Origin of the sequence: Lacticaseibacillus thailandensis DSM 22698 = JCM 13996 (genome assembly GCF_001312865.1) — a bacterium.
GTDB classification, from domain to species: domain Bacteria; phylum Bacillota; class Bacilli; order Lactobacillales; family Lactobacillaceae; genus Lacticaseibacillus; species Lacticaseibacillus thailandensis.
On sequence record NZ_BBER01000001.1, the window covers coordinates 648,260 to 669,850 of the forward strand.

Genomic DNA, 21,591 nt, shown 5'->3' on the forward strand with positions numbered 1-21,591 from the left:
AATTAACCCTCCGTCTTGAACTGGTGCAGGAACCGTACATCATCCGTGTAAAAACTGCGAATGTCGTCGACCCCATACTTCAGCATGGCCAAACGGTCAGGCCCAACGCCAAACGCAAAGCCGCCGTAAACGCTACTATCAACGCCTGCAGACTTCAACACGTTGGGGTGCACCATGCCGGCCCCCAAGACTTCGATCCAGCCGCTATACTTGCAGACCGCACAACCTTTGCCGCCACAACGGAAGCAGGAGATATCAACCTCCACACTTGGTTCCGTGAATGGAAAGTAGCTTGGCCGTAACCGAATTTCGCGATCCGCACCAAAGACGTGGCGGGCCATGGCCAGCAACGTGCCCTTCAAATCCGCCATCGTGATGTGCTTATCCACGACTAGACCTTCCATCTGGTGGAACTGGTGACTATGCGTGGCGTCATCCGTATCGCGCCGGTACACGCGGCCGGGACTAATTTCTTTCAGCGGACCCTGACTGAAATCGTGGCTCTCCAGCGTCCGTGCTTGAACAGCACTCGTTTGCGTGCGCATGAGCAAGTCGTGCCCCAGGTAAAAAGTATCCTGCATGTCACGTGCCGGATGGTCTGGCGGAATGTTCAACTTTTCGAAGTTGTACTTATCTTCCTCAACCTCGTAGCCATCGACGACCTGGTAACCCATACCCATAAACAGATCCTCAAGGTCATCAATAATTTGTTCAATCACGTGCGCAGTCCCACGCCGTACTGGCGTACCCGGCAAGGTAACGTCAACCGTTTCGGACGCAATTTTGTGCGCCATAATTTCCTGCTCGATGTCCGCCCGTTGCTTTTCGATGGCCGCTTTCAGGTCATCGCGAACCTTGTTGGCAAATTCACCGACTTGTGGCCGTTCTTCGGGTGACAAATCACGCATGCCGCGTAGCACTTCAGTGATGGGACCTTCTTGCCGAGTAACTTAACACGGATCCGGTTTAACTCGTCCAGGTCGGACGCTTTTTGAATGCGGCCGCGATTTTCATCGGCCAGTTGTTCCAATTTATCCCTTAAACTCATGGTGGTGCTCCCTTCTGGTTAGCTACTAGTGACACAAAGCTGGGGTTGACGACGGCGAAAAATTCCGGACAGGGCACGAACAGGTGGGTACTCTTTTTACCTACGAAGCGCCGCAATTTAGTCGAGTGGCGCCCCGCAAAAGGGGGTTGTGCCCTGTACAAAAAAAAGTCCCTAACCGTCATAAACGGTTAGGGACGACTTTGGCCGCGGTACCACCCTAGTTCACGACCACAACACACATGGCCGTACACTCAATCAGTGGGGTAACGGACCACTCCGGAACATGCCGCCGTAGCTAACAAGTCAACTCAGAAAATGAATACGAGTAGCTTACACCGAGGAGCCTTCCAGTCGCTGGACTCCACTTCCTGACAGCTGCCACTACTTGCGTTTTCTTCCACGTCTTTGTGTCAATCTGTCATTAGTGTAACGGTCTTAGGCAATCGCGTCAACACACTCTTCATCAGTCAACCACTGGTCGCCCCAGGCGTGGGCAGCCGTCAACACGGTCTTCAAACCCTGGCCCTTGTTGGTCAGCTGGTATTCAATCAGCGAGGAGTTCGCGTGCGTTACACGGTCCACAATGCCTTCGCCTTCCAGCTCCTTCAACCGTTCAACCAAAACACGATCAGAACACTTAGGAATTGCACCAGCAATATCCTTGAAACGGTGCGGTCCGTCAATCAACACCTCGAGAATCAGACCGTTCCACTTCTTGCCCAGAATCGCGAAAGTCTTCTGGAAGTGTGGACATAGATCCTTCCCCGTTTTGTTTTGCGTACAGTTAACTGTTTTCACCGTTGCCATAATACTCCCCTCACATTATCTATAAAACGCCCGTTCTAAGCGTGCTTATTTATAGTTAGTATACCGCAAACGGTAGAAAGTGCAAGGTAATACTCACCTAAAAGTAGGTTTGTGACACGACGGTCCACTGCTGATTCGTATTATCATCCTTCACTTCTAGCTCCCCCTGCCCGTTGACCCGGTAGGTTGCCATCAGCTCACGCTTACCCGAGGATGCCGTGTATTCCTCAATTTCGGCGTAACCATTGCGAAAATGTTGTTCAAACGAATAATCATCAGCCTCATAACCTTGACTACCCTGCTTGATAACCGCGCGGACCCAGTGCTCCAATTGCGCGCTGGTCAGATTTAATTGATCAACCCACCAGATGAAGACGCACTAGATTGGGGGGCATGCGTTTCGACCTCATCCACGGCCGTATCATCGACTGTTAACCGCCAAGTTATAACGTTGCCGTCAGGATCTTTTGCCGACCAAGTCGGTGTCACCAACTGCCCATCAACGACCTTATAGGGAATGTTCCACCCGTTGAGATGGATGAATTGTTTATCAATTGAGTACGGCTCAGAATGGACATAAAAGTAACCTGGTACACCACTAATCCGCGCAGTACTGGCGGTTTTAAAGTAGCCCAAACGGCCGCCATCATGTACCGAATTCTGTGGGGCACGCCCTGCATCCATCGCCGCATCAATGTCCTCCCCGTTAAATAGTATCGGCATGATTCGGAAACCAATACCCACAACGCTAGGTATTGGTGTAGCTGCTTGTGACTGGCTCACCTTGGCTGCACCCCTAGCGGCAGGATGCACCTTTCTGCGCGTCTGCGATACTTTCTTACTCTGTAGTGCGCGGCTGCTTTGTGCGACGTGACTCGTCGCCATGTGTGTTCCGTGATTCATGTACCACCAGCCGCCCCCGAACACGACCAGCATCCCTACTACCACCAACACGACACTTAACGTCACCCGTAAACGCGAACGGCGCCGACGTATTGCACCCCGTGTGGGCATAGCTACCTCCTCCTTCACCTGAGACAATAATGCCAGGCTCAAATAACATCACATATGCCACCCGTATCATACCACTGACGGCCACTGGGACATATAACTAATAACGCGTAAATCCAAAAAAAGCACCCAGGCTGGTCAATAAGCTGACCAACCTGGGTACCACAAATTCAATATCTATCGACTACTACACAAACTACTATTACTCCCGGTGCTGCTTGCCCGCGTTGCGCGCCCGCAACTCGGCAGCACTCGGCCCAGTCGTCGTGGTGTCATCATCGTGGTGCTCGGGATGCGCCATCCCCATGCTTTCCATCGCACCCATGGTTGACGGCATCGGGGCCCGACTAGTAATGGAACCATCCTCGTTGAACATGTCCGGTGTAACCACCTGTACGGGTGGGGTCTCCGCCATTTCTTTGTCAAGCCGTTCCCGGATAGCCGGCAGCATGACAAACGTCACGATTACCTGCTGAACCAACATAATCAGCCCGGTACCCAAGAAGTAGAGCCCCAAACCAGCTGGCGAAACGATACTAATGAAGAACGTGAACAACGGCGATAGCCACATGGACGTGCGCATTGCCTTCCGTTGCTCTGGCGTTGAACCCAGCAACATCAGGTAACCTTGTGCAACGTAGAATAGCGTGGCCACGATGGTCACGGCTAAATTCGTGTGGCCCAAGGCAAAACCGAGAAACTTGGCGTTAGCAATATCCTTAGAATACGCGACCGCTTGGTACAGCCCCGAGATAATCGGCAACTGCACGATCATCATCATGCAGCCCATCCGTGGCAACATACTGCTGCCATTTTTCTTATATACATCCTGCATGAGACCGTTGATCTGCATAGTCGTTGTTTGGTCTTGGGAGACCTTCGCAGCCTTTTGGAGCAGCGTCAACTGCGGCTGCAATACACGCGTCTTTTCCTGCTGCTCGGTCATGTTCTTTTGCTGCCGCAACATAAACGGCATCAGCACCAACCGGACCACCAAGGTAATCAGTAAAATGGCCCAGCCATAACCGCTACCCGTGCCCAGCATGTGGCAATACCGTCCAGCAAGTGCGAAATGGGCGTCGAAATGTACTTATATAGCGAGCCATAAAAAAAAGCCGGTTGGTGGCGTCCGGGTCACAATCCCCGACTTGGAAACATGCTGGGCGCTGCCGCTACATGCAGCGAGGACCAACGCTAGCGCCGTCAGCCCCGCACCCATGCCGAAACGTTTGAACTTTTTATTCATTGGTAGTAATCCCTTCAACTGTAATATCGTTGTCCACTATACTCGCACTGGGAACGGCTATCAATATACAACGTTAAATCCGTTATAATCCGGTACATCCGTCATCGGCGTTTCTTCATAAGTGGATACGCGGGCGAACTGTGAAGGGCCCTGCTTAATGGCTTCGCGAAAAGCTTCATTTGCGTCGGACTACCCACGGCGTGAATTAAAACCGACCCGTCGGATTGATTGCGTACATCCCCACGAATCTGCATCCGCATCGCCACCATCTGGGTCGTAGCCCGAAAGCCGACACCTGAACACGGCCGTTCACCCTGATTGTATATGCTGTATCTGCCAATTGAACGTCCTCCTTTGCGGGCCGGAAAACACGCTCGACCCGTGCGTTGATACGTCCATTTTAACACTGGTCCGACCAGTGTGGGCGGATAGTCACCCCTGCGTGGCACCCAGCTACAAATCAAGCAGAATAATTTGGCGTCGGGGTCATAGTAAGCCTATCAACGCCGCGTATGTGGTACAATCCTAGCAATGGGAGGTATTCCAAATGGAAACCATTATGTCACCAAAGAACGATAAGATTAAGCGTGCCAAGAAGCTAACGCGCCGTAAGTACCAAAAGGATTACGACCGCTACCTGCTGGAAGGACCACACTTAGTGCGCGAAGCCATTGCTAGTGGCGCACAGCCAGAAACCATCTTTGTCACCAGCAAGTACCTACACGAACAAGCGGTCCGCGATTACTACGACCAGACCATTGAAATCAGCAGCGAAGTGGCGCAACACCTGGCGGAGACGCCAACGCCACAGGGGATGTTCGCCATTATGCCCCTACCACACGTTGAACTACCCACCAACCTTGCGGGCAGTTTTCTCTTGTTGGACGCCATCCAGGATCCCGGCAATGTCGGCACGATGGTCCGGACTGCGGACGCCGCGGGGATTGATACGGTCGTGCTGGGCCACGGTACTGCCGATGCGTACTCGTCTAAAGTCTTGCGGGCTATGCAGGGTAGCCAGTTCCACGTCCCCGTCGTGAGCGCCAACCTCAACCACTTGATACCAAAACTCAAAGACGCCGGGGTACCCGTCTACGGTACCGAACTAAACGACCAGGCGTTGCCTTACACGGACGTTGCCCCTACGACCAATTTTGCTCTCGTTATGGGTAATGAAGGTAACGGGATGGATCCAGCGCTACTGGCACAAACCGACCAGAACCTTTACATTCCAATGCGGGGCCGGGCTGAATCGCTTAATGTCGGCGTTGCGGCTGGGGTGGTTTTGTTCCACCTACTGGCCTAACTACTGAATCATTATAAATTAGTTACATTCACGTATTAGGGTGTGTACCGTTATTAAACCTGCTATAATTGCGTTAGAAAAAAATTCGAAGGAGATGTGTCCATGGAGAAATATCGGCAGTGGGAACACGACCAGACCTATCGTGCCCTGGTTGATGATTTGCTAGCGGAGCCAGCGGTACAAAAGTTGGCCAACTACACCCAGCACCACCATTCCAACCGTTTAGAGCATTCCATCCGCGTATCGTATACTAGCTACTTGATCGGTGTGCGGATGGGGTTGAACGTGCGCGCGCTGGCGCGTGGCGGCCTGCTGCACGATTTATTCTACTATGACTGGCGCACCACTAAGTTTGATAGTGGGACCCATGCCTACGTCCACCCCCGTATTGCCTTGCATAATGCTGAACACCTGACTGAACTTTCACCGATGGAGCGCGACATTATTGTCAAGCACATGTGGGGCGCGACCCTGGCGTTCCCACGCTACCGCGAAAGCTACGTTGTTTCACTGGTTGACGACTACGCGGCGGTAGCGGAATTCATGCATCCCTGGCGCATGAAGATTTTCGGCGAACACTTCGCATCGTAATTTATTAGCAATAGCAAAGGGTGACTTCACCATGAAGTCACCCTTTTTTGGTACACATTATCTTAAGCTAAGTTGCTTTTATCCAGATCCTCCGGCTTCAACGGTGTTGGTTTCTCCGCTTCCTGCCGCCGCTGATATTCAGCGACCTGCTTTTCGGTCAACTTGGGCAGCGAAATACGGAAAATTGAGCCACTACCCTGGACGGATTCCACGCCGATCGTGCCGTGGTAACCGTCAATCAGTTGTTTAGCAATGGACAAGCCTAAACCGTTACCACCCTTCTCACGGCTCCGAGCCTTATCGACGCGATAAAACCGGTTGAAGACACGATCCTGGTTTTGAGGCGCAATCCCCTCACCAAAGTCCTGTACCGCCAGGTCAACGGAATCGTCGGACGAACCAACCGAAACGTGAATTTCCTTCCGGTCCCGGGAATACTTCACGGCGTTGTCGACCAAAATGATCAATACCTGTTCCATGTGGTTGCGGTAAAACTGCACCCATGTGGGACCGGGTAACTCGTCTTCCAGCGTAATAGTAAAGTCCGGATGAATCATCTGCATGTCGTTGGTGACCTGCTCGACGACTTCATTGACTTCCGTGACCGCGTTGACAAACTGGGTCTCGACCTGGTCGGCACGCGTCAAATCAAGCATTTCTTGGATGAGACTCTTCATCCGGGATACTTCCTGTAGTGACGCCTTCAGCGATTCGTCCAGCACTTCCGGATCATCTTTACCCCACCGATTCAGTAGGTTGAGGTGTCCTTCCAAAATGGCCACCGGCGTTCGTAGCTCATGGCTCACATCCCCAACAAAGTCGGTCTGCTGGTCGATAAACCGCTGAATCCGGTCCAACATCGCGTTAAACTCATTGATCAAGTGCGATAGCTCGTCGTTAGTGCGTAGCGCCGGAATACGGGCATCACTCTGCGGCTCACTATTAATCTGATCAATCGTACTACTAATGCGGCGAATCGGCCGCAGAAAACGGCTCGCCAGGAAGAAGCCCATCATCGCCGAAATCACGAGGGCGGCAAAACTGACGACGTAGATCGTGTTGGTAACGCGGTTCATCGTCCGGTGGTAGCTCGTGAGCGCATTCGTGACCTGCAAGTAGCCAATTACCTTGCTGGTATGGGCACTGACAATTGGGGTCCGGGCCACTAGCCCATCGAACCGGCTGGCACGTTCAGTCGTCACCCGTAACCGGGACGTGTTCTTCAAGGACAGTGGTGCAGGCCGCGAACTAAATACCTGGTGACCACTTTGATCATAAACCGTCACCGTGACGTCCTCACGTGAAAGCTTCTGCACGATGGCATCTGAAAAGACCGAACCGTGGCTATTACCAGACTCAGTGGCAACCGCACTCCCATTGTCGGTAGCAACATCAATTTTGGGAAAAACCGTCCGTGCGGTTAAGCTGGAACTGATTGGTTCGAGGCGTTTCTGCACCGAATTAACGGTATCGGCAACCGTATTTCGTTCCTGTGCCAGCAGCGTCTGCCCCATCACCCCATAAATTACAAGTGAAAAGACCAAGAAGGTCAGGAAAATCACAAACGCGACCGCAAAGGCCCACGTCCATCGTAACGAGACAAATCCACGCTGTCGGCGAGGCTGACGTCGGCCCCCTTTGCGTTTAAACATTAAGAGCGCATAACGTAGCCGGTACCACGGACGGTTTGGATGTAGCTCGGCTCACCCGGCTTGTCAATCTTGTTACGAATGTAGCGAACATAAACATCCACCACGTTGGTTTCAACGTCAGAATCGTAACCCCAAACCTTCTTCAGCAATTCGTTACGGTCCTGGACCACGTTGACGTTTTCCATCAGGGTCAGCAACAGCTCATATTCACGCTTCGTGAGCTCAATAATATCGTCCCCACGGCGGACAATGCGGTTTTCCTTTTCAATCGTCAGGTCGCGATACGTTAACTTCGTCTGCTTGGTCTGGTTGGAAGCGTTCATCGAGTTGACTCGACGTAACAACGCACGCAACCGCGCCAACAATTCCTCAATGGCAAACGGCTTGACGATGTAGTCGTCGGCACCATGGTCCAACCCGGAAACCCGGTCAATAACGGAGTCACGGGCGGTCATCATGATGATCGGCATATCCTTCACGGCCCGAACCCGACGGCAAATCTCGAGGCCGTTCAATTCTGGCAGCATCAGGTCCAGCAAAATGGCATCCCAGTCCTCCGCCAACGCGGCATCCAACCCCTGGCGACCATTACCGTAAACGGCGGTTTCGTGACCTTCGTGCTTCAATTCCAAGTCAACAAACCGCGCCAGGTTCTTCTCATCTTCAATAATCAAAATTTTACTCATATTGTTTTTGCTCTCCTTAGGCCGTGGCCGCCGCAACGACCCCTTTACTTATTGTTTTACAATGAATTCTAACATAGAAAAATGAGAAAAACCACACAGAGCGGGGGGACTTAAACACAGTCAGCTGGGTAGTCTGCTTGTGGAAGAACACAGAGCCGTCCCCCCAAGCACCAGTCAGACAAGAAACTTGGGGGACGGCTACCCGGCGGACTTAGAGACCGAAAGGTCAAGTAGTAGACGACTTTCTGAGCAATCAGCGTGACACGTGGCCATGTGTGTCAGCACCGTATTTGCAGGTAAAAGCAAAAACAACTCAAATTCCCACGCATGGTAACACGGGCAAGTCTGTGCCCGGAAGGAGATATCACACATTACTGTACTCCTACACCAGTAAATGGGTAGACTGTGTATGATTCTGAGCTGCTTAGAGACAACTGACAACAATTAGCAAAGAACTGAGACAAAAAGAACTGAGACCAACGGTAACTAACAGCTAGTCTGCCTTATCCCCAGCCAATGTCCGGCTCCGCATGTTTAGACAGTAGTTGCTGGCAATGCTAGTCCACCAGCTCACCCATGCGGACCATTTCATACATAATTGTAGCAGTATTACCTGGCTTATTACCGCTGGCGCCAGCTTCATATTTTAGCGCTACTCGCTACTATTGAACCTTTGAGTGTTCTTACTTTGGACAAAAATGTTTCATAGCCTGCTCTTGTAAAACTATGGGGCTACCTACTTGGTCCCAAACGTAAACATCCGCACACTTCTTGGCGGGAATGGTGCTGGACACCTGCATGTTATACGCGCTTTTTCCCCATAGCTATCGCCGCAGGTGCCACCAACTTGAGTCACAGCAAACTTGTCAGAGTTATCAGCATCAAGACAACTTGGGCGTCATTATGCACTGACAAATCTACCCGAATATCACGTACATGCACTGAATGGTGGCGGACCAACAATTTCCAGAGCTAAGGCTACCAGTAGCAATACTTACTTAGCTTGTGCTTGGTCATTTTCTAAGTACCCCTTACCTCATGGACGGTACTAATCAGGTTGTGAATTTTGTCTTGTAAGTCTAACGGCTAGTACTGCACCCCAATTCGTTGTTAATGTGCACTAAGCAAGCGTTTTTACTTGTATCTAAAAAAAGAGGACTGTTATTTACAGTCCCCCATTATGGGTCAAAGACACAATTACATATACATTCCTAAGGTGATACATTGTGTTACGTTGAATTTTTATATTTCTGCAATTTTTTTGTGAGAGCATGATGGGAATATATGTTAGGGAACTCTAAGCCCTATTGGGTGGCATTACCACCAAATTGTCTCATACCTGTCGACTCCATGTTGATTATACTCACACTTGGCTCCAAAGTCTTTACATATCACTAACGTAAGCTGTGTGCAGTTTCACCTAAAGAACAACTAATTACCGTTCTCGCTATTATCATCACTACTCCAGAGCTCATTCCCACCGTGATTTAAAGAGATGGACAGGCGACTACCAGTCTGACTGGCATCACCAAAAAAAAGTTGCCATATACATGCGTCTGACCAGGCTTTAGCACAACCTCGCCATCAGCCAATATGTCACTAGGCATATCCACGAACTCTGAGTCGACCATGAGTAGAATAGCATCAGTATTAATGGTAATGGTCCGATCCGATATATTCGTAAAAGCAAAGTTTTCATACTGACTGCCGGGCGTAACTTTGATGCTTGCACTAGTATCCTCACCAGGTGTTGATTCAATACTTGAATCAGCGGCCGAGTCCGTATCGCTACTATTATCATCATCTGGTGTATTCATGGCTATCAATTTTTTATCGGTTAAATTTTTAGAAGTCACACCACCATCTTTATACGCGCGATAGCTATAGGCTAGCTTGTAGTCTAGGTTCAAATAACAAAAGGCACCGGTGTCAACAAAGTTCTGGTTATTGAAGTCTGAGAATAGCCCTACCACATTCTTACTGGTATTGGGTTTAATCGTTAACACCCTGGTCTTGTCAGACGTAACTGGATCAACATCGGAGTTGGGCATGAGCCAAACAATCTTTGACTCATCCAGCTTCACTGTTTTGTCAGACTTATTCGTCACCTGCATGTCTACCGTGTAAGGCGACGGCGCATTTTGTGCTTGACCAGAATCAGCGGCTGTAGTGTCGGAGGAAGCTTGGAAGGCAAATGTTACTTCTTTGCGTTCAGCTGTATTCAGCTGATGGTAGTACACCGTTTTTGAAGCAATACTTACTGCATCCTTTTTCTTATTTCTGGACGACTCAACAGCTGAGCTGGCAGACTCGCGCGACTGCTGTAACTTCTCGGCGTTACTCATGTGGTTTGAACTGCAGCCGACTAATCCCACAGAAAGTAGGCAAACAATGGCAATTTGTTTAAACATTTTATCCTCCCAGAATCTTACTATCCAAACAGGCATATATTAGCTAAGGACATCGCCATTTATTGCCTTATGCGCCCAACTTCAACCAATCTTTCTCGAGTTGTTCGCGAGTTTCCCTCATCATCAGTAGCATCATCGGTGCAATATATCGTTTTCTTGAATATCCCTGAAGTCTTTGTTACCCAATAAGAACGCGGCCCCATAATGGGATTACCCGGCGACTCTACAATGCAAGACCATTGGGTAAAGAGATAGAAGAGCCATCATCGCCCGTATCCCAATACAGGTGATGAGATTTATAAGCATTGGTTAGGTCAATGGCAATTTCTCCCTCTTTATTCAGCTCTTCTATGTCGCCCTTTTTTTTGATCCAAATACCAGAGAACACCAAAATTATCCTGCTTGCTTCCAAAAGCTATATAACCGGTCGGTGACCACTTGTCATAGGGACGCAAGTACAATTGATATGAAAATATTTTTCCCTCAAGCACGTTTGAAGTATTGGGGGTTCTGTTCAAATGCCAGAAAAAAAAGCAGCATGCCAATCAATAAAACAATCTGAAGACCAAGTAGCTTAGACCTCAGCGTTAGTCCGTTACCCTCTTCCATACCTCTTCTCCTCCAAGTTTGTATACATTTGTATGCATAGGTTACTCCAAATAATACCACACAATGTCAGTATAGATATTATATTTATTTTCATATCTGTACAATCATTCACCGCTTGAAACCGTTGCGAGAAGCTTTGACAAAAGCGGTGGAAATTATGCTACCAATGGAAATCGAAACCCAAGTTCGGAAAAAAATTAACGCAAAAATGAGTTTAGTACAACTAGCGAAGGCCAGCAATACCTCCGTCGCCCTCATCCCAAGGATTGAGCGCCCGCTACCGAATCTGTGGGGTTGGCAAAACTGTGGGACGTACTCAACGTTCTAGACATGATGCCTTCAGATTTTTTTTGGCATGTTAGCGTTAGGTAATGATGAAATTTCGCTTTGGGGCGTTTTGTATAGCTTACCCGCTGATGAGCGGGACGGTAAAATTGCCGCTGTATTCGAACTCCTTAAAGAAGTACCCATAGTCATGATCACCGGCCTTGTCGTTCGCGTAGAACTTTTGACTAACAAACTTTTCCGAGTAGTTAAAAGCAGGGGCTTTATGGGCCTTCCTGTTGGCACGGAACTTGCCCGGAAGAGCAGAGCAGAACGGAGGCATCCTTTACTTAGCGGTTAGGACCCCGCGCAGTGCGACTTGCAACCCAAAACTGCACAGCCAGATTAGAAACCGAGGCCTACCTAGTTCGCCTAACAATTGGTAAATAAAAACGCCATTGTCACCAATGGCGTCCAAACATCTATCTTTAATTTGACGAACCGACTTAAATAATGCGTCCCAACAGCCAAAGCACTAACCATAAAATCAAGCCCGACCACATCGGATCCAACCGCGGAAACGCCCGCTGGATGGCATTGAGTGCCGGATCAATGATGCGACTCAGCCACGCAAACGGGGCCGTGCGCGTGGCGCCAGGAATCCAACTCATGATGCAATAAATTAGAAACGCCAGTCCGTACAGGTAAAGCAAATAACTAATCAAACTGAGTAATAAATACATGGGTGTACCTCCGTTGTTCGACCTTGCCACTAACGTATTAGTTGCCGCACCTGTTTACCCAGAACCATCCAGTAAACGTACGTGAGCGCAACTGCAAAAATGCCGGCTACCATCAACGACCGCCACTCGTGTTCATTGGTGAACACTTGCACCCAGGTCCACACGCTAAAGCCTAGTGCCATGACGCCTAGAACAACAAACGCACACGCCAACAGCTTGCCGACCAGGCCGGCCGCCTGCGCCCGGCGACGTCGATTCACGGCGACAATGAGACTAATGATTCCCACCGCTAACACAACGTCCACAATATACATCCACACTGGTTTAACCCCCATCATTGCTCACCGCCGAAATGGTTTCAGTAAATATAGTATAACCCTTTTGCAAACCCTACGGCCAGGATGGAAACGTATACCGGCCTGGCCAGGGGCAAAAAAAAGTGGGAATATACAGTAAACTACACTGGTAACTGCCTAACTAGACAAATGTGTTGTTGGCCAACGCAAAGCAGACTGTCACCAGGTACACGCTGCCGGGCGGAACAAAAATGACGTTCCGCCCAATGTTCCCCTTTCGGAGCCTACTAAAGCCAATTCAAGCCAACTCAAAAAACCGGATGGCGAACGTAAATGCCCGTTTGACGCCATCCGGCTTGTTTTTAGTTGGTATTAATTGTTACTGCTCGGTGTACCAAGTGTAGTGGAAGACCCCTTCACGGTCAGTCCGGTTGTACGTGTGGGCCCCGAAGTAATCACGCTGTGCCTGCGTCAGGTTAGCCGGTAGCACTTCTGCACGGTAACTGTCGTAGTAGCTAATGGCAGCGGAGAACCCTGGTACTGGCACCCCAGCCTTGACGGCCAAACCGACCAGATCACGAACAGCCTCCTGGTAGTTGCGGGCAATGTCTTTGAAGTAGTCATCAAAGAGCAGGTTCTTCAGTTCCGGATCCTTGTTGTAGGCATCCGTAATGTTCTGCAGGAACTGCGCACGGATGATGCAGCCGGCACGCCAGATCTTAGCCAATTCACCGTACTGCAGGTTCCAGTCGTAGTGCTCGCTGGCAACGCGCATCTGCTCGAAGCCCTGGGCGTAGCTCATCAACTTGCTGAAGTAGAGGGCCTTGCGAATCATCTCAATCGTGGCCTGCTTGTCGATCTGCACGTTACCCACTGGCTTGGGCAATACTTTGCTGGCAGCCACACGTTCGTCCTTCATGGCACTGATGTACCGCGCGTAAACGGATTCCGTAATCACACTCTGGGGTACACCCAACTCAAGGGCGGACTGTGAACTCCACTTACCAGTCCCCTTGTTGCCGGCTTCATCCAAAATTAAGTCCACGATTGGCTTATCGGAACCCAAGTCGTCTTTGCGGGTCAAAATCTCGGCAGTAATGTCGATCAGGTAGGAACTCAGTTCACCCTTGCTCCATTCCTTGAACACATCGGCAATTTCCTCGACCGACATGCCGACCAGGTTACGCATCACGTTGTAGCTTTCGGCAATTAGTTCCATATCGCCGTATTCGATCCCATTGTGGACCATCTTGACGTAGTGACCAGCACCGTTAGGGCCGATGTAGGTGACACACGGTTCACCATCTTCGGCCTTAGCAGCGATCTGGTTCAAGATTGGCGCAACCAGGTCGTAAGCTTCCTTCTGGCCACCCGGCATCAATGATGGGCCTTCAAGGGCACCCAGCTCACCACCAGAAACACCCATACCAATGAAGTTGATACCGGACTTGTCCAGTTCAGCGTTACGGCGCATGGTGTCACCAAAGAAGGTGTTCCCACCATCGATCAACACGTCACCCTTGTCCAGCAGTGGCAGCAACTGACCAATCACAGCGTCAGTCGCCTTGCCCGCCTTAACCATCATAATGATGCGGCGCGGCTTTTCCAATGATGCCACAAAGTCTTCAACGGTGTAACTTGGAACCAACTTCTTATCTGGGTGGTCCTCAACGACCTTTTTGGTCTTCGAACCAGTCCGGTTATAAATCGCGACGGTGTTGCCCCGGCTCTCAATGTTGAGGGCCAGGTTCTTCCCCATTACGGCCATACCAACAACGCCAATTTGTGGTGTATCCATATTGTGACTTACCTCCTAGGTAGTTCCGTCCGCAGACGGTGCAAATTGCTCTTCCCTTATCGTATCAGAATTGTGACCGATTGCAACGTGTGACCTTTACTTTTTGTTAGCGTCATCGTCGCTGTCGTCAAACATCCCCGCTAACTTGGCAAAGGGACTCCGCGCTTCTTTGGCCGCCTGTTGCTGCTTTGCGTACTCCTCGTCAGTGATCAAGCCCCAGCCATCCCCACTTGGTAGTGTTGTGGCATGCTGCTCTTCGGCGGTCAATACCCGGCTGGGCAGTGCCAGCAATAGGTTGTCGCCAACGCTCGGTAACAAGTCCAGGTGGTCCGCCGCTAATGGCAACACCAAGTCATCTTCGTCATACTGGTCAGCGTGCGCCGGATTCGTCAAGTACACTTCATCATAGGTAAAGTGCAATGGCACCTGTACCGGCGTCAGGCTGCGCGTGGAGGGCAGGGTCACCGTCGTGGTGATGGTGACGTTCACCGCAAAGTCCCCGCGACTATAAAAGACGTACCCGTCAACTAGGACGGCTGCCAGGTCCAAAATATCCGCGTTCCGGGACATCAAATCCTGTTTGATGTCTACGGTCTCCTTAAATTTTAACGGTTCATCTTGGTACTGAGTTAACGTACTCGTTGACCAATTAAGCATTATTTAAATCCTCCATGATGGGCACGCGCCCATAATTCTGTTCGTACCCCGTCAGGGTACTGATCAAGCGTCCGCCCGGTCGATTAAATCAAACGATCCGTCCGGCTTCAGCATATCACGGCTGACGCGGCTCACTAAGGGCAATGGAGCTTGCTTCTTTACTTGTTTCAGGTAAGCTCGCCCGACCGCGTTAAAGCCCAAAATATGCACGTTGCGTTGACGGCGGGCCGCCACCACGTCCCCGTGCCGCAAATTCAACGTGATGGCCAAAGCCAGTCGCCGCAACCGCGCGTAAGTATAACGTTTTGATTTTGCCCGCCGGAGCAGGTCGTCAAAGTCATGGGCACCAATTGCAGCGGCGCGCAACCGGTGCTCTAGTCCCTCGGTCGCCTGGTCAATGGTAGCCAATTCATCAAGGCTAGCAGTTTGTAACCGGTAGCGTAGTAAGGGCCATAACTGCCGCCACGCCAAGATCGGACCTTGGCGTAACGCGGTGGCCGTAGCGGCCGGAACTAATGCCCTAACATCAGCCCCAGCGTGTACTCGCTCTCGGATGGCGCTGGCACTAGCCATAGTGGTGCCAGCCACAGCTTGGGGCTTAGCGGCATCGTGGTCAACGCCCGCCCGGCCAAACGGTAACAGCGTGAGCGGATGAGTCAACGCTAAATTAGCCATCGCGTAACTGACGCCCAACATCTGGTTGGGCGCCTTCACTGCATGACCCGTAACAGCCGTCATCGCTGCGGCCAACTGGCTGGCATAGGTCTGGGTATAGTCGTGAAATTCGTCACGCCGTTGACCCATCATGGCGTGCATCCGCTCGGCCAACTGCGCGTAATCCAACTCGGGCGCTTCAGTCCCAAAGGCTAGTTGCGACACACCCAACGCGCTTAATTGGGCCAATGCACCAGCCGCAAACTGATTGCCCGACTGCACGGCATCATACACGGGCAATTCCACCACCAGGTCCGCCCCAGCAGTGAGGGCCAAACGGGTGCGTGTCCACTTATCCAGGATGGCCGGTGCGCCCCGCTGCACAAAGTTGCCACTCATCACCACCACCACGACATCCGCAGCGGCCCGCCGACGGGCAACCTGTAGGGCGAACACGTGTCCGTTATGGAGCGGATTAAATTCAGCAACCACGCCTACAGCCTGCATGGCTTTCCCTCCTAATACCATGGTTCAATAAGTTTAATACCAATAAATTAGCCCTTAACCGCACTGAAAAACCAGCGGGTACTATCGGCGGCAACCGCTTGGCGGCCAAAATCTGCGGTCACCTGAATATCAGTAAATCCAGCCGCCACCAACGCGTCCGTGAAGTCACTAATGGGATACGTTCGCTCCTTATGCGTTTCAATGAAGGGCTTGTAGGCATCCAGGTTCTCCTCATACACAAAGAACGTCAGGTCGTGCTCGACCGAGTGTGGTACCTCGCCAACGTAACTGTGCCACATGAAAGCATAATCTTCGGTCTGATAGTTGTACATGTATCCCGGGAAAACATCGTCCATCTGGTGTAACGAGTGGGCATCAAACATAAAGCGCCCACCCGGACGCAGCACGTGCGCCACCTGCCCAAAGGTGGTCTGTACGTCCGCCAGATCTGGCATGTAGCATATTGAGTCATCAAAACACGTCACCACAGCATAGGGACCAATGTCGCCCAAGTAGCGCATATCGGCCTGGATGATGGGCAAGTCGACTCCGGCGGCATCCATCTTAGGACCCGCCAGCGTCAGCATATCCTCACTGAGATCGGATAACGTCACGTCGTAGCCCGCTTGTTGTAATGCCACCGCCAGGGTGCCACTACCACCAGCCAGTTCCAGCAATGGTTGCCCGCTGGGTGCCACCTGCGCGCGCACGTAGTTTAGCCAGTCATCGTAGAGGGTGTCGTCCATTAACTGGTCGTACACCTGTGCAAAGCTGGTATAAATCATTCAGCAGCCATCCATTCCTGTACGTCGACCATTGGGCATCCTGCCAGAACTGTTCCAGGTTGTACTGCTTACGTTCGTCTGGGGTAAAGACATGAATGACTACGTCGCCAAAGTCCATCAGGATCCACTTGGACCCCTTCCGGCCCTCAATACTGCGGACTTGCACACCATCGATGGCCAACTGGTCCTCAATATTGTCCACAATTGCCATCACCTGGCGCTCACTGTTACCCGTGATGATGAGAAAGTAGTCGGCCAAGAGGCTGACCTTACTCATGTCCAATGCCACGATGTCCTCACCGCGCTTATCGTCAGCCGCCTTGACGGCCGTCGCTAAAATCTGCTTACTATCTGTCATTTGTTCTCCTTTGTGACTAATGCGTTAAATGTTTTCAAAGTTAGGGGATACACTAATTGATGCCGTCCGATCAAGTACGTCAGGGTGCTTGGAGTTCCGCAATGGTCGCGGCTGTCAGGCTATGTTGGGCCAACCGCCGCGCTTGTACCTGCATCGGTAGGTGCCGCAATGGCTCGATGTAATCCGCGACAAACGTCGTCATGTCCAGGGGCGTCATATGCGGGTTCCCCGTCGTGTGACGTTCAATGGCTTGCAATACCTGCGCATCATCGATACCTAGCTCCCGACGAATGAAGTACGTACCAACGACCCCGTGCCAAATCCCCCGGTTGTACCGCAACAGCTTATCACTATAATCTTCCCGTTGAATCACCCGCAGGTAATCAGCAACTGGAACCTGTTTGGCGTAGTCGTGCAACAAGCCAGCAAGTCCGGCCCGGTCCACGTCCAAGCCAAAGCGGACAGCCAAATCACGAGCCGCCGCCTCCACGCGCACGCAATGATCAAAGCGGGATTGGTCCAGCCGGTCGTGCATCCGCGTCAAGATTTCCGTCCGGCTCAAGCCGTGCGTCAAAGTCGAGGGATAACTAATCTTCGTCAAGGTATAGTCCCTCCTTCCGGATGTAAGCCTCCACACAGTCGGGTACCAGGTAACGGATGCTCCGCCCCTTGGCAACCCGGTGCCGAATGGCTGTAGAAGTAATGTCGAGTAACGGGGCGTCGACCCACAGTACCGGGTACTTGCTGTTAGGCGGATAACCCGGGCGCTTGACCCCCACAAACTGCACCATTTTAGCCAACTGGTCAATGTTTTTCCAGGTCGGCAGGTAGTTTACCATGTCGGCACCAATGATGAAGTAATAATCGGTGTCGGGATGCCGCTGGCGCAGATAGCGCATGGTGTCGTAAGTGTAACTGACGCCACCACGCTCGACCTCGCACAACTCCAAATCAAACAACGGGTTATCATGAATCGCCGCTTGTAACATCTCCACCCGGTACTTCGCATCAATTGCCGTCTTGGTATCCGCGTGCGGTGGTGTGGCATCCGGCATGAAGTAAACTTTACTCAAGCCCAACTGGTTAGCAACCTGATCCGCCATGACGAGGTGACCGGTGTGCACTGGGTTGAAGGTGCCCCCAAACAAGCCCACCTGCTTGCGGTGATTATCACCCAGTACCTTAGCCCGGACCTCGGCGACCACTTCCGCACTAATTAGCGGCTGCGTTAGCTTGACTGTCTGTGATTGCATCCGTGCCGTCATGTTTAGCGCCCCAGTTCGTTGACCTGTTCTGACAAGTGCCGGTGGTCGGGATTAGCCGCCACTTTATACACCACGACCATGCGCCCGATCGTCTGCGCAATTTCCAACCCGGGCAAAGCTGCTGGAGGTAACTCCCCACGTCTTTGGCCCATACTCAGCCGTCTGCAGCAAACTAATCTTGACCAACTCGCGTGCTTCAACAGCCGCGGCCACTGACTGGACTAACTGGTCGGTCAGCCCGTTTTTGCCCACGTTGACCAAGGGTTTCATGGTCATGGCGCGGCTACGCAGAAAATGCTTTTGTTTTCCCGTTAACATAGTTTCTTTGCTCCTCTAATGGTGCTCATTGTCATTAATTAAATCAACGCCGGACGTATCAGTACGTCGACCCCTTCCGGAGCGTAGCCGGCAACGGTCACACCGGCTGGCACCGTGATCCAGCCTAACCCGGCAAAAACGAGGTCAGATTCTTCTTTGGGGGTGAACTCCGTCCGCACCAATGGCGGGAAGTCCGCCAAATCCTCGGGACGCGGCGGTTGTAATAACTGCCCCCGCTGGCGGTCATAGAAGTCGTCGGCGTTACTCAACTTGGTGCGGTGCACCAACAACTGATTATCCACGTACGCGGTAAAACCTGACCGCGGACCGTGCACAAAGTCAAAGCGGGCCAGTCCCGCCAGGAACAGGGTTTGCCCCGGCTCGAGCTGGAAGGTTTTCGGCCGAATTTCCTTGGTTGGTGCCACCAGCTTGAGGTCCTTAGCGCTCAAGTAATGCGCCATCTGGTGCCGGTGAATGATCCCCGGGGTATCTACCAACATGACCATCGTCCAACGCAATGCGAATGCGGTCCAAAGTCGTGCCCGGGAACCGTGAAGTGGTGATGAGGTCCTGCACCCCGCTGGTTTGTTTAATAATGCCGTTAATCAGGGTGGACTTGCCCGTATTCGTGACACCCACAAAGTAGACGTCCCGATCCCCGCGGTACCGGTCGATAACCGTCAACAAGCGGTCAATATCCGCCGGCTTTTTAGCACTCATCAGCACGGTTGACACTGGCCGAAGTCCCTGACTGTGTGCCTGAACTTCCAACCAGTTGCGCACGCGCCCCCGCCGGATGGAACGGGGTAACACGTCAGCTTTGTTGCCGACCAGAATCACGGGGTTATCACCGACGAACCGGTGTAGCCCGGGAATCACACTGCCATTAAAGTCGAAGATATCCACGACGTTAACGATCAGCGCGTCTTCCTGCCCAATCGTGTTTAGTAGCCGCAGAAAGTCGTCGTCCGTTAACGATACCGGTTGAATCTCATTATAATGGCGTAATCGGAAGCAGCGTTGGCAGTAGATCTCCGTGTCGTCAGGGGTCACTTTGGCCAACCTGGCCGCCGGTAAATACCCCGCCGCTTGCGGGTCGGTCGTCTGTAGGGCCGCCCCGCAGCCAATACAATACAGCGTTTCGGTGTTACTTTCGGGCATTAATATCCTCCTTGTATTCCAAGCGTCCGCGCAGACGCATTCCCAACATGATAAATTGCTCAAAGAACCGGTTAATGCGCGTGTTCCATTGGTCAGTCTGCACTAACGGCCGCACCAAGACAGTCCGCACGTGCGCCAGGTTACCCGCAATCATGTCGGTCAAAATCTGATCCCCAACCATAATGCATTCGTCCGGCTGCAAGTGCAGACGCCGCATCGCCTGTTTGATCCCCGTTGGTAACGGTTTGAGCGCCCGCGACTGGTGGGGCAGATCTAAGCGTTGTAGCGCACGGCTCACCCTCTCCTCGTTATTGTTAGAAACCACCATGACGATGATACCAGCCGCCTGCATGGCTGCTAACCAGTCACGCAGTTGCGGGGTACCGTCGGGGTTATCCCATGCAATCAGCGTGTTATCCAGATCAGTCAGCACGGCTTTAACACCCTGGTTTTTTTAGCGTTGCCGGCTTGATGGTGTAAATGGCACCGACCAGCCATGTTGGGGTTAGTAATGACAAAGTTCTTTCTCCTCGTCTATCTATACATATATCACTTCATTATACCCAATAACCTCGTATTGTGCGAACCCCGCAACCACGTGGACCCACCCGCGCATCCACACAACTAAACAATTGGTTGAAACCACCCAAAAATGCAATTAGCCCGTGTGAATTACTTGGCCCCGTCCCCGCAATAGGTTATGATGATGGTAAGCGGTTACAGTGACGTAAAACCGCCCTAGGAGGTGCACATTATGTACGCGACTATTTTATTTGACATCGACGGCACCATTATCGATACCGAGGACGTCATCATTGGTGCGCTGCAAGACGCGCTCGTCCAAACGATCGGAATGCACAAGACCCACGATGAGCTACTTTATTCTTTGGGGATTCCCAGTGACCAAACGCTGAAAGCCCTCGATCTCACTGCAACCGAGCAGAAGCAAGTCGACAAGGTGTGGACCGAATTAACTGCGGACCGGCAGACACAAGTTCACGTATTCGCCAACATGCGGCGGACCCTGGCCCACTTGCAACACCGTGGGATCATGATGGGTATCATCACCGCCAAAACGGCGAGTGAGCTGGAACACGAATTTACTTGGTTTGGCCTCAACGACTACTTCGACACCATCGTCACCTACTCACCGGACATTGCGCCCAAGCCGGCACCCGATCCGTTGCTCCGCGCGCTGGCGGAATTGCCAGCTGACCACGGCCGGACGTTATACATTGGTGATACCGTGACGGATATGCAGAGTGCCAAAGCTGCACACGTCGACTTTGCCGTGGCCACCTGGGGGGCACATAACCTGGCTGGCTTCACGGATGCCGACCATTTTCTCACACGGCCAGAATCAATTCTCGACCTGGCTGATATGACTGCACACGTATAACGAAGAAGGAGATCCATAT

General features: G+C 51.7%; 22 protein-coding genes and 5 pseudogenes. 3 read left to right on the plus strand and 24 right to left on the minus strand.

Annotation, left to right across the window (positions count from 1 at the left end):
* Window positions 1–2 precede the first annotated feature (2 nt).
* From pheS to JCM13996_RS13100, 7 genes and pseudogenes are all read right to left on the minus strand, one after another.
* Window positions 3–1,048, minus strand: a pseudogene (pheS, locus tag JCM13996_RS03145) (phenylalanine--tRNA ligase subunit alpha).
* Between the two features lie 435 nt (window positions 1,049–1,483).
* Window positions 1,484–1,858, minus strand: a complete 375-nt coding sequence (locus JCM13996_RS03150; protein WP_420836027.1) for a winged helix-turn-helix transcriptional regulator — start codon at window positions 1,856–1,858, stop codon at window positions 1,484–1,486.
* 94 nt (window positions 1,859–1,952) lie between these two features.
* Window positions 1,953–2,186 carry a hypothetical protein gene (locus JCM13996_RS03155; protein ID WP_054749542.1) on the minus strand — a complete coding sequence of 78 codons (234 nt, stop codon included), beginning with the start codon at window positions 2,184–2,186 and terminating at the stop codon, window positions 1,953–1,955.
* 17 nt (window positions 2,187–2,203) lie between these two features.
* Window positions 2,204–2,869 (minus strand): hypothetical protein, encoded by a 666-nt coding sequence (locus JCM13996_RS03160; RefSeq protein WP_156321831.1) that lies wholly within the window; start codon window positions 2,867–2,869, stop codon window positions 2,204–2,206.
* Between the two features lie 199 nt (window positions 2,870–3,068).
* Window positions 3,069–3,911 carry a membrane protein insertase YidC gene (gene yidC / locus JCM13996_RS03165; RefSeq protein ID WP_054749544.1) on the minus strand — a complete coding sequence of 281 codons (843 nt, stop codon included), beginning with the start codon at window positions 3,909–3,911 and terminating at the stop codon, window positions 3,069–3,071.
* Window positions 3,912–3,956: 45 nt separating this feature from the next.
* Window positions 3,957–4,112 (minus strand): hypothetical protein, encoded by a 156-nt coding sequence (locus JCM13996_RS10775; RefSeq protein WP_156321832.1) that lies wholly within the window; start codon window positions 4,110–4,112, stop codon window positions 3,957–3,959.
* Window positions 4,113–4,213: 101 nt separating this feature from the next.
* A complete protein-coding gene (locus tag JCM13996_RS13100) occupies window positions 4,214–4,561 on the minus strand; it encodes an acylphosphatase (RefSeq protein WP_439646460.1) in 348 nt (115 codons plus the stop codon).
* Window positions 4,562–4,659: 98 nt separating this feature from the next.
* Here JCM13996_RS13100 and JCM13996_RS03170 point away from each other — a divergent pair, with 98 nt between their 5' ends.
* Entirely contained in the window at window positions 4,660–5,418 is a 759-nt protein-coding gene (locus JCM13996_RS03170) for a TrmH family RNA methyltransferase (RefSeq protein WP_054749545.1), read from the plus strand.
* Between the two features lie 102 nt (window positions 5,419–5,520).
* On the plus strand, window positions 5,521–6,009 hold the full coding sequence (locus JCM13996_RS03175) for an HD domain-containing protein (protein WP_054749547.1): 489 nt from the start codon (window positions 5,521–5,523) through the stop codon (window positions 6,007–6,009).
* A 62-nt stretch (window positions 6,010–6,071) separates the two neighbouring features.
* Here JCM13996_RS03175 and JCM13996_RS03180 read toward each other — a convergent pair whose 3' ends face one another.
* The 17 genes and pseudogenes from JCM13996_RS03180 to JCM13996_RS03255 all read right to left on the minus strand — a co-directional run bounded on the left by JCM13996_RS03180 (window position 6,072) and on the right by JCM13996_RS03255 (window position 20,691).
* A complete protein-coding gene (locus JCM13996_RS03180) occupies window positions 6,072–7,661 on the minus strand; it encodes a HAMP domain-containing sensor histidine kinase (RefSeq protein WP_054749549.1) in 1,590 nt (529 codons plus the stop codon).
* On the minus strand, window positions 7,661–8,347 hold the full coding sequence (locus JCM13996_RS03185) for a response regulator transcription factor (RefSeq protein WP_054749550.1): 687 nt from the start codon (window positions 8,345–8,347) through the stop codon (window positions 7,661–7,663). The genes JCM13996_RS03180 and JCM13996_RS03185 overlap by 1 nt, the downstream gene beginning before the upstream one ends.
* Window positions 8,348–9,834: 1,487 nt before the next feature.
* The gene (locus JCM13996_RS03190; RefSeq protein ID WP_054749553.1) at window positions 9,835–10,758 is read right to left on the minus strand and encodes a hypothetical protein; all 924 of its coding nucleotides are present in this window, start codon (window positions 10,756–10,758) and stop codon (window positions 9,835–9,837) included.
* Window positions 10,759–10,981: 223 nt separating this feature from the next.
* Entirely contained in the window at window positions 10,982–11,146 is a 165-nt protein-coding gene (locus JCM13996_RS10780) for a hypothetical protein (protein WP_156321833.1), read from the minus strand.
* A gap of 991 nt (window positions 11,147–12,137) precedes the next feature.
* Complete coding sequence (locus JCM13996_RS03200) at window positions 12,138–12,374, minus strand: YggT family protein (RefSeq protein ID WP_054749557.1); 237 nt, start codon at window positions 12,372–12,374, stop codon at window positions 12,138–12,140.
* 29 nt (window positions 12,375–12,403) lie between these two features.
* A complete protein-coding gene (locus tag JCM13996_RS03205) occupies window positions 12,404–12,694 on the minus strand; it encodes a hypothetical protein (protein ID WP_054749559.1) in 291 nt (96 codons plus the stop codon).
* Window positions 12,695–13,049: 355 nt separating this feature from the next.
* Window positions 13,050–14,468, minus strand: coding sequence for an NADP-dependent phosphogluconate dehydrogenase (gene gnd, locus JCM13996_RS03210; RefSeq protein WP_054749561.1), 1,419 nt, complete (start codon window positions 14,466–14,468; stop codon window positions 13,050–13,052).
* A 96-nt stretch (window positions 14,469–14,564) separates the two neighbouring features.
* On the minus strand, window positions 14,565–15,125 hold the full coding sequence (locus JCM13996_RS03215; RefSeq protein WP_054749563.1) for a DUF177 domain-containing protein: 561 nt from the start codon (window positions 15,123–15,125) through the stop codon (window positions 14,565–14,567).
* A 63-nt stretch (window positions 15,126–15,188) separates the two neighbouring features.
* Entirely contained in the window at window positions 15,189–16,286 is a 1,098-nt protein-coding gene (locus tag JCM13996_RS03220) for a nucleotidyltransferase family protein (protein ID WP_225353425.1), read from the minus strand.
* Window positions 16,287–16,333: 47 nt separating this feature from the next.
* Complete coding sequence (locus JCM13996_RS03225) at window positions 16,334–17,071, minus strand: class I SAM-dependent DNA methyltransferase (protein ID WP_054749565.1); 738 nt, start codon at window positions 17,069–17,071, stop codon at window positions 16,334–16,336.
* Window positions 17,068–17,429: pseudogene (gene rsfS, locus JCM13996_RS03230) on the minus strand (ribosome silencing factor). The gene JCM13996_RS03225 and the pseudogene rsfS overlap by 4 nt, the downstream one beginning before the upstream one ends.
* A gap of 79 nt (window positions 17,430–17,508) precedes the next feature.
* Window positions 17,509–18,030 carry a bis(5'-nucleosyl)-tetraphosphatase (symmetrical) YqeK gene (gene yqeK / locus JCM13996_RS03235; protein WP_225353426.1) on the minus strand — a complete coding sequence of 174 codons (522 nt, stop codon included), beginning with the start codon at window positions 18,028–18,030 and terminating at the stop codon, window positions 17,509–17,511.
* On the minus strand, window positions 18,017–18,682 hold the full coding sequence (locus tag JCM13996_RS03240; protein WP_054749683.1) for a nicotinate-nucleotide adenylyltransferase: 666 nt from the start codon (window positions 18,680–18,682) through the stop codon (window positions 18,017–18,019). Before JCM13996_RS03240 ends, yqeK begins: the two co-directional genes overlap by 14 nt.
* 14 nt (window positions 18,683–18,696) lie before the next feature.
* Window positions 18,697–18,846 carry a hypothetical protein gene (locus JCM13996_RS11500; protein WP_225353446.1) on the minus strand — a complete coding sequence of 50 codons (150 nt, stop codon included), beginning with the start codon at window positions 18,844–18,846 and terminating at the stop codon, window positions 18,697–18,699.
* A 61-nt stretch (window positions 18,847–18,907) separates the two neighbouring features.
* Window positions 18,908–19,012: pseudogene (locus JCM13996_RS12780) on the minus strand (YhbY family RNA-binding protein); the annotation flags it as partial.
* A gap of 38 nt (window positions 19,013–19,050) precedes the next feature.
* A pseudogene (yqeH, locus tag JCM13996_RS03250) lies at window positions 19,051–20,173 on the minus strand (ribosome biogenesis GTPase YqeH).
* A pseudogene (locus tag JCM13996_RS03255) lies at window positions 20,160–20,691 on the minus strand (YqeG family HAD IIIA-type phosphatase). Before JCM13996_RS03255 ends, yqeH begins: the two co-directional pseudogenes overlap by 14 nt.
* A gap of 236 nt (window positions 20,692–20,927) precedes the next feature.
* Here JCM13996_RS03255 and JCM13996_RS03260 point away from each other — a divergent pair.
* Window positions 20,928–21,572, plus strand: coding sequence for an HAD family hydrolase (locus tag JCM13996_RS03260; RefSeq protein WP_054749567.1), 645 nt, complete (start codon window positions 20,928–20,930; stop codon window positions 21,570–21,572).
* Window positions 21,573–21,591 lie beyond the last annotated feature (19 nt).